6 protein-coding genes and 1 pseudogene are annotated in these 6,565 nt (G+C 70.6%); 2 read left to right on the top strand and 5 right to left on the bottom strand.

All coding sequences use genetic code 11. The features are described 5' to 3' along the window. Positions 1-179: 179 nt before the first annotated feature. The 3 genes from G6027_RS15915 to sigE all read right to left on the bottom strand — a co-directional run bounded on the left by G6027_RS15915 (position 180) and on the right by sigE (position 2,873). Positions 180-1,718 (bottom strand): trypsin-like peptidase domain-containing protein, encoded by a 1,539-nt coding sequence (locus G6027_RS15915; protein ID WP_346995774.1) that lies wholly within the window; start codon positions 1,716-1,718, stop codon positions 180-182. A gap of 10 nt (positions 1,719-1,728) precedes the next feature. Beyond that, positions 1,729-1,995 (bottom strand): hypothetical protein, encoded by a 267-nt coding sequence (locus tag G6027_RS15910; protein ID WP_346995775.1) that lies wholly within the window; start codon positions 1,993-1,995, stop codon positions 1,729-1,731. A 254-nt stretch (positions 1,996-2,249) separates the two neighbouring features. Further along, positions 2,250-2,873 (bottom strand): RNA polymerase sigma factor SigE, encoded by a 624-nt coding sequence (gene sigE, locus G6027_RS15905; protein WP_182638012.1) that lies wholly within the window; start codon positions 2,871-2,873, stop codon positions 2,250-2,252. A 206-nt stretch (positions 2,874-3,079) separates the two neighbouring features. On the opposite strand from sigE, the gene G6027_RS19535 reads away from it, so the two are divergent. Beyond that, positions 3,080-3,688, top strand: coding sequence for a class I SAM-dependent methyltransferase (locus G6027_RS19535; protein WP_182638011.1), 609 nt, complete (start codon positions 3,080-3,082; stop codon positions 3,686-3,688). Positions 3,689-3,758: 70 nt separating this feature from the next. On the opposite strand, the gene glgC is transcribed toward G6027_RS19535, so the two are convergent. Continuing rightward, positions 3,759-4,985: a glucose-1-phosphate adenylyltransferase gene (gene glgC / locus G6027_RS15895; RefSeq protein WP_182638010.1), complete on the bottom strand. Its 1,227-nt coding sequence runs from the start codon at positions 4,983-4,985 to the stop codon at positions 3,759-3,761. Between the two features lie 144 nt (positions 4,986-5,129). Between glgC and glgA the strand changes: the two genes are divergently transcribed. Continuing rightward, positions 5,130-6,296 carry a glycogen synthase gene (gene glgA, locus G6027_RS15890; protein ID WP_346995773.1) on the top strand — a complete coding sequence of 389 codons (1,167 nt, stop codon included), beginning with the start codon at positions 5,130-5,132 and terminating at the stop codon, positions 6,294-6,296. On the opposite strand, the pseudogene G6027_RS15885 reads toward glgA, so the two are convergent. Then, positions 6,285-6,565: pseudogene (locus G6027_RS15885) on the bottom strand (methyltransferase type 11); the annotation flags it as partial. The gene glgA and the pseudogene G6027_RS15885 sit on opposite strands and share 12 nt — an antisense overlap.

Genomic DNA, 6,565 nt, shown 5'->3' with positions numbered 1-6,565 from the left:
TCTCCGGCCCCAGGACCACGAGCGCGATTACGCCGAGCACCAGGAGCTCGGACCACCCCACGTTTGTGAACATCGCCTCCGAGGATACGTCGTCCCGGCGCCCACCGGCACCACGACCTCGGGCGACGGGCCACCGCCGTGTCGACCGTCCCGTCCCGACCGTGCCGGCCCCGGCCGCATCAGGCGAGTGCGGGGCGGACGGTCACCTCGATCCGTGCACCGTCGCGGATGACCTCGACCGGCACGTCGACGTCCGCGCCCGCCCGTCGGACGGCCACGATGAGCTCGTCGGAGGACCGGACGCCGCGTTCGCCCACGCTCGTCACCACGTCGCCCTCACGGAGCCCGGCCTCCTGTGCGGGCGACCCCTCACGCACGTTGACGAGCTCCGCACCCTCCACGTTGCCGTTCTCCGCCTTGCGTGCGTTCACACCGATGGTCGCGTGACGAACGGATCCCTCGCTCATGAGCGAGGTGGCGATGTCGCGCACATCGTTGACGGGGATGGCGAACCCGAGCCCGATCGATCCACCGGATTGGGTGAAGATCGAGGTGTTGATTCCGATCACCGCCCCGCTGGCGTCGATGAGCGGACCTCCCGAGTTGCCGGGATTGATGGCCGCGTCAGTCTGGATGGCGTCGATCACCACGTCCCCGTCGGATGTCGATTCCCCCAGCGCGATGGGCCGCTGGGTGGCCGACACGATGCCCTCGGTGACCGTCCGGGCCAGGCCGAGGGGCGACCCGATGGCCACGACCTGCTCCCCCACCTGCACCCGATCGGAATCGCCGAGGGTCGCGACGGTCAGGTTCTGGACGTCGTCGACCTTCAGCACCGCCAGGTCGGTCGCCGGATCGCGGCCGACCAACTCGGCCGATGCCCTGGACCCGTCCGGGAAGACGACGTCGATGTCGGCCCTGTCCGCGGCGCCATCCATGGTGACGACGTGGTTGTTGGTGACGATGTAACCCTGCGGGTCTATGACGATGCCGGAGCCCTCACCCCGGGCCGAGGCCGTGGAGACTTGGATGTGGACCACCGCCGGTTGGACCCGTTGCGCCACCTCACCGACCGGGTTGTCGGGCCGGATGACGTTCGCCGGCGCGTCGGCGATGCGGACCGTCGACGTGGTGAGGACACGGGCGGAATCGGCCACGACCGCGCCGATCCCTCCTCCCACGAGGGCGATGACGGCGACGGCGGCGGCTGTTCCTGCGAGAGCCTGCCTGCTCAGTCGCCGCTCGAACAGAGCCTCGGAGAGCGAGAGTCTCGGCGGCGGGGGCACGTCCGCACCGGACAGATCCTCCGATCCGGGCTCGTCCACCGCCTGCAGGGCGGGCGTTCCGAACCCCACCGGCGAGTGGGGATCCCGCCAGGGGTCGGGCGGAGCGGGCTGTGGCACCTCGACCTGGTCCTGCCAGGTCGGGTGGCGCTCGATACCCCCGACGGTGTCACCAGACGGACCGAACGCGGCGGCCAGTGCCGGGTCGGCGTCGCTATCGTCCGCCGCGCCGGAGTGTCGGTCCGGAGCGGAGTGATCGACCGGGACCGGGGGGCGACGGGGGTCGGATCCCCCGATCACCCCGTCCGGTCGGGAGAAGCGTTCGGCGGAGGCCTCGTCCACGACGGGCTTGTAGATCGGGGCCGGCTCGCGAAGCGGGCGGTCAGGGTCGACGCCCCGCTCCGCCGGTCCGGGCACACCAGTCTCATCCTCCACGCGACCCAGCCTAACGGCCGGACGAACGAAGGCGGCGTAGGAGCCTCGACCACCTGCCTCCCGACGGGGACGAGGTGGCCCGTGGGGGTTCCTGGGCCGGCCCTTCCCCGAGGAGGCGGAGGCGCTCCCGCAGATCGCCCGGCATGTGGATCGGCCCGGATCCGCGGAGAGCGCGACGTGCGTCCTGCTGTTCGGCCACCTCGCGGCGACACTGCGGGCACAGCGTTAGGTGGGCGTCCGCGCGGACCTGGCCCGCGGGCGGAAGGCAGCCGTCCACGTACGCTGCCGCCGCTTCCGTGGAGAGGTGGTCGGTGGAGAGGAAGTGCGGTTCGGCTCGAGGGGGTGGCGTACTCCCGGCGACCTCACGGACCGAGTCCCGCGACAACCGGTACTCGGGAGTGGATCCGCGTCCTGATCGGTGTCGGTCCACCCTCGCCCCTCCTCGTCCGTCTGCCCTCGGGGCCAGGTCCTACTGGTCCGGGGTGATCAACGCGCGGGATGCGCAGGTGGTTCCCGGGAGATTCCGGGAATTCAGTCGATACCCTGGTGGACCCCGGTCACGCCGGCTGCCTCGAGTTCGGCCCGCAACGCCGAACGTCCTCGGTGGATGCGGCTTCGGACCGTCCCCATCTTGACCCCGAGGATCCGGCCCACCTCCTCATAGCTGAGGTCCTCGATGTCGCACAGCACCACCGCCGCGCGGAACTCCGGTGAGAGGTTGGCCAGGGCGGTCTGCAGCACCGGGTCGAAGGTCTCCTCGGACAGCACCTGCTCCGGACTGCGTTCGCGGCCCGGCACCCGCTCGGCGTCCTCCGGGAGCGCCTCGAAGCGTATGCGTGACCGCCGCCGCGCCATGTCGAGGAAGAGGTTGGTGACGATCCGGTGCATCCATCCCTCGAAGGTGCCCGGCTTGTACTTGTCCAGGGACCTGAACACCCGGATGAACGCCTCCTGGGTGATGTCCTCCGCGTCGTGGGCGTTGCCGCAGAGTCGGAATGCCAGTCGGTAGACCCTGTCGCCGTGCTGGGCGACGAGCTGCGACCAGGTGGGCATGTCGGCGGCGTCGCCACTCGCGTCGAAGCGGGCGGTTCCGACCGCCTCACCGTGGTCACCCCCGGGAGCGATCGACGTCTCGTGCACTGTCTGCGAGTACATGCGCTGCCGCCGCCTTCCGGCGCGGGGTCCTCGGAAGTCGCCCGCGCGGTGTTCCGTCGCCCCCTCGTGGAGCGGCGTGTGCCCACCCTCTCTCATCGGGCTGTCCTTACGGTATACCCGTACTGAGATCCCCCTGAGAGTCTCATACCGATCCGATCACCGCGCGTTGGACACGTCGTCCGCGTGCGCGGCGATACGCTGCTCAGGTGTCCGATTCGACTGACGTCCCCGCCACCGACCGTTCCCGGCTCACCGACCTCGCGCGCCGAAGCACCGATCTGGTCGATGACTCGCTCTATGCCCCCGCCCGTGCGGACGCGGCCGAACTGGGCGCCGCCTCGCCGGACGCGCTGACGGCCGAGGCGATCAGGTTGGTCGCCCGGCTGACCGGGGCCCGCGCCGCGGTGTGCATCTCGCCCGCCCCCGGTGTGCCCGCGTTGGCGATCCTGGCCGCAGCCGGTCAGGGGTCCGGAACCGTGGTCACCTGCATCACCGACGACCCTCATCACCTGGAGGCGGCCCGGACCGCCCTCCGTGCGGCCGGATACCCCGCGTCCGCCGCCCGCTACATCGCGGCACGGCCACTGGAGGTGGCCGACAAGCTCGCAGACGGCGCCTACGACCTGCTCGTCGCCGACGTGCCGGCGCACTCGGTCTCCCGGGTGGTGTCCCGGGCTCACCAACTGCTGCGTTCCGGTGGCGCGCTGGTCCTGATCGGAGAGCACGCACCGCTGCCGGAGGACGCGGACCTGCCCGGGCACGCGCACGTCACCATGCTGCCCGTCGGCGGCGGGCTGACCGTCGTCGCACTCTGAACCGGCCCGCATCGCCCTCTGAACCGGCACACATCGAGCCGGCGAGCGGCCGACCGGACCCGGCTCGCGTTCAGCCGGGCAGCGAGGTGACAGAGTTCTTGGACACGCTCACCACACCGCCCGCACTGATGGGGAAACGCAGGCGGTCGCGCTCGTGGTCCACGCCGATCACGTCGCCCGGACCGATCGAGGAGTTCTTGTCCACGATCGCCCTGCGCACCACGGCGCCCCGACCGATCCGCACACCGGGCATCAGCACGCTGCCCTCCACCACGGCGCCGTCCTCGACGACCACGTTGTTCGAGACCACGGAATTGCGCACAGTGGCCGCGGAGATGATCGTCCCCGCCCCCACCATCGACTCCTGGGACATGCCACCGTTGACGAACTTGGCGGGCGGCAGGTTGTCCTGCTGGGTCCGGATCGGCCACAGGTTGTTGTAGAGATTGAACACCGGGTGGACGGAGACCAGATCCACGTGGGCGTCGTAGAACGCGTCGATGGTCCCCACGTCCCGCCAGTACCCCCGGTCGCGCTCCGTCTCGCCCGGGACCCGGTTGCGGGCGAAGTCGTACACGTACGCGCGCTCCTGTTCCACCAGCGCGGGGATGATGTCCCCGCCCATGTCGTGAGTGGAATCCGGCTTCTCCGCGTCCGCCTTGAGGGCCGTGACGAGCGCGTCCGTGGTGAAGATGTAGTTGCCCATCGAGGCGAACGTCGCATCCGGGTCGTCCGGCGTCCCCGGCGGATCAGAGGGCTTCTCGACCCAGTCCCGGATCAGGTCGTCGTCCCCTGCGTCGATGCAGCCGAAGGCGAAGGCCTCACTGCGCGGGACGCGGATCCCGGCCACGGTGACCGCGGCCCCCGTGGCGATGTGGTGGTCGAGCATCTGGCGGGGGTCCATGCGGTACACGTGGTCCGCGCCGAAGACCACGATGTGATCCGGCTTCTCGTCGTAGACCAGGTTCAGCGACTGCAGGATGGCGTCCGCGGATCCGGTGTACCACCGCGGCCCGAGCCGCTGCTGCGCGGGAACGGGGGTGATGTACTCGCCCCCCATCCCGCTCATGTGCCACACCTGGGAGATGTGCCGGTCGAGGGAGTGCGACTTGTACTGCGTGAGGACGCAGATCCGCATGAAGCCGGCGTTGACGAGGTTGCTCAGCACGAAATCGATGAGTCGGTACGACCCTCCGAACGGCACCGCCGGTTTGGCCCTGTCCGCCGTGTGCGGGAAGAGTCGCTTGCCCTCGCCACCGGCGAGAACGATTGCTAGGACGTGCGGCTGATTCCTCACACCTCCCACCGTAACGACTTCCGGGCCGCGGCCACGGTCCATCGCGGGACTTGCCCCCGCACCGCCCCATACGGACACCCCGTGGTCGGGCGGGGTTCACCCGCAACGGTCCCGGGGAGGCCCGGGACGGCTAGGTTGACCGGTGTGCGAGTAGCGATGATGACGAGGGAGTACCCGCCGGAGGTCTACGGCGGGGCGGGGGTCCACGTGACCGAACTGGTGGCCACACTGCGGCCGCTGTGTGAGGTCGACGTCCTGTGCATGGGCGCGGACCGGGACACCGCACGGGCGTTCCGGCCCGATCCGGAGCTGGGCGAGGACGCCAACCCGGCGATCAAGACCCTGTCCGCGGGTCTGCGCATGTGCGTCGCGGCGGAGGGAGCGGACATCGTCCACTCACACACCTGGTACGCGGGCCTGGCCGGCCACCTCGCCGGGCAGCTCTACGGAATCCCCCACGTGGTGTCCGCGCACTCGCTCGAGCCCAGCCGCCCCTGGAAGGCCGAGCAGCTCGGTGGCGGTTACCGCGTCTCGTCCTGGTCCGAGCGCAACGCCTTCGCGCACGCGGACGCCGTGGTCGCGGTGAGTGCGCGGATGAAGGACGAGATCCTGCGCGTGTACCCCGAGATCGACCCGGACCGGATCCACGTGATCCTCAACGGCATCGACACCTCGGTGTGGTCGCCGGTCGAGACGTTCGCCGGGGAGGACTCTGTCCTCCGTCGGCACGGTGTCGACCCGGACCGTCCGATCGTGGCGTTCGTCGGACGCATCACCCGGCAGAAGGGTGTGCCCCACCTGGTCCGCGCCGCCCGCGACTTCCACCCGGACGCCCAGCTCGTCCTGTGCGCCGGCGCGCCGGACACCCCCGAGATCGCAGCCGAGATGGAAACCCTGGTCGCCGGACTGCAGTCCACTCGCGACGGCGTCTTCTGGCTCCGCGACATGCTGCCGCGCGAGGAGGTCATCGAGATCCTCTCCGCCGCCACGGTGTTCGCGTGCCCGTCGGTGTACGAACCCCTCGGAATCGTCAACCTCGAGGCCATGGCGTGCGACACCGCCGTCGTGGCCTCCGATGTCGGAGGGATCCCGGAGGTCGTCGTCGACGGCGAGACCGGCACCCTCGTCCACTACGACGAGTCGGACCCGGACGCCTTCGAGGCGGGTCTCGCGGCCGCGGTCAACGACCTGGTGGCTGATCCCGGAAAGGCCGCCGGCTACGGCCGCGCGGGGCAGGAGCGCGCCCGGACCCGGTTCGCGTGGGAAGCGATCGCCGAGCAGACCCACGCGATGTACGCCTCACTCCTGTAGAGACCTGCGGAAGGCCCGCACCTCCACGTGGACGCGGATCGGGCCGTCACCGGCCCCTAGGTCCCGCTCGACGCCGGTCCGGTCCAGGTGGACACCACTGGGCCCCATGAGGGCCAGGTCCGCGGCGACCGCGGCGGGCACCATGACGGTGACGTCGACCACCCGGACCGGACCGGGGTCGAACCCCGCGGCCAGGTCGGTGTCCAGACGCTCGGCCTTGTCCGCCGCGGGCGTGAGCATCCCGGCGCGCGTCCGCAGGGGCTCGAGGT

The organism is Dietzia sp. SLG310A2-38A2 (assembly GCF_014145095.1).
Taxonomy (GTDB): domain Bacteria; phylum Actinomycetota; class Actinomycetes; order Mycobacteriales; family Mycobacteriaceae; genus Dietzia.
Note: the sequence above shows the minus strand (reverse complement) of the source record. Positions and strands in the feature narration are given on the sequence as shown.

Coding starts and splice junctions, on each gene's coding strand:
- sigE (WP_182638012.1), bottom strand. CDS start 2,873: ATGTACTCGCAGACAGTGCACGAGACGTCGATCGCTCCCGGGGGTGAC.